The following is a 942-nucleotide window of genomic DNA, read 5'->3' as shown; positions in this document are numbered from 1 at the left end:
TCGGGGGGGGTGCCTCTATGTCCTTCGTCAAGGATGTGGTGCCGGTTTTGGTGCTGTTGGGGGTGGTCATGCGGCGGGGGTGGCGGCTGGGGTTCGGGATTCGTAGAGGGTGCCGTCGCGGAGCATGGCGAACAGGACGCTGATGCGTTGGCGGGCGAGGCGCAGGAGTGCCTGGGTGTGGGTTTTGCCGCGGGCTCGTTGCCGGTCGTAGTAGGTGCGGGAGGCGGGGTCGGCGTTCATGCAGGCGAAGGCCGAGAGGAACATGGCGCGTTTGAGCTGCCGGTTTCCTCCTCGGGGTGCGTGTTCTCCGTGGATGGAGGTGCCCGAGGACTTGGTTGTGGGCGCGAGGCCGGCGTAGGAGGCGAGGTGGGCGGCGGTGGGGAAGCTCGTGCCGTCGCCGACGGTGACCAGCAGGACGGCGGCGGTCCTGACGCCGACGCCGGGCATCGAGGTCAGGACCGGGTGAAGAGGGTGGGCCTCCAGCAGGGTGTTGATCTGGGCCTCCAGGGCCCGGCGCTGTTCCTGGACGGCCGCGAGGGATCGGGCCAGGGACGGGACGACCACGTCGAGTGTGCCGGTGCCGGGGACGACGACGGTCTGTTCGTCGAGGGCGTCGAAGAGGTCGTCGATCAATCGTTGGGCCATGCGCGGGGCTTTGGGGCGGATCAGTTCGACCAGTCTGCGGCGTCCGGCTTTTCTCAGGGCGGCCGGGGATCCGTGGCGCTCCAGGAGCCAGGTGACGGCCTGGTGGTCGAGCCGTGGTCCGAGCACGCGCTCCAGTGACGGGTGGAACTGGGTGAGCAGGCCGCGTATCCGGTTGGAGGTGCGGGTGGCCTCGGCGGCGAGGTCCTGGTCGAACCCGGTCAGGACGGTGAGTTCGGCGGTGATCTCGTCGGTGAGTTCCAGCGTGCGCAGGGTGTGGGGCATGGTGCGGGCCGCGTC

1 protein-coding gene is annotated in these 942 nt (G+C 69.5%); it reads right to left on the bottom strand.

What is annotated here, in order from left to right; translation table 11 throughout:
* Nucleotides 1-66: 66 nt before the first annotated feature.
* Nucleotides 67-942, bottom strand: an 876-nt coding sequence (locus tag PUR56_RS00740) for an IS110 family transposase (protein WP_329947415.1), incomplete at its 5' end; no start/stop codon positions are given.

It is taken from the genome of Streptomyces sp. BE303 (assembly GCF_036290945.1).
GTDB lineage: Bacteria > Actinomycetota > Actinomycetes > Streptomycetales > Streptomycetaceae > Kitasatospora.
This window is presented reverse-complemented; position numbering and strand designations above follow the sequence as displayed.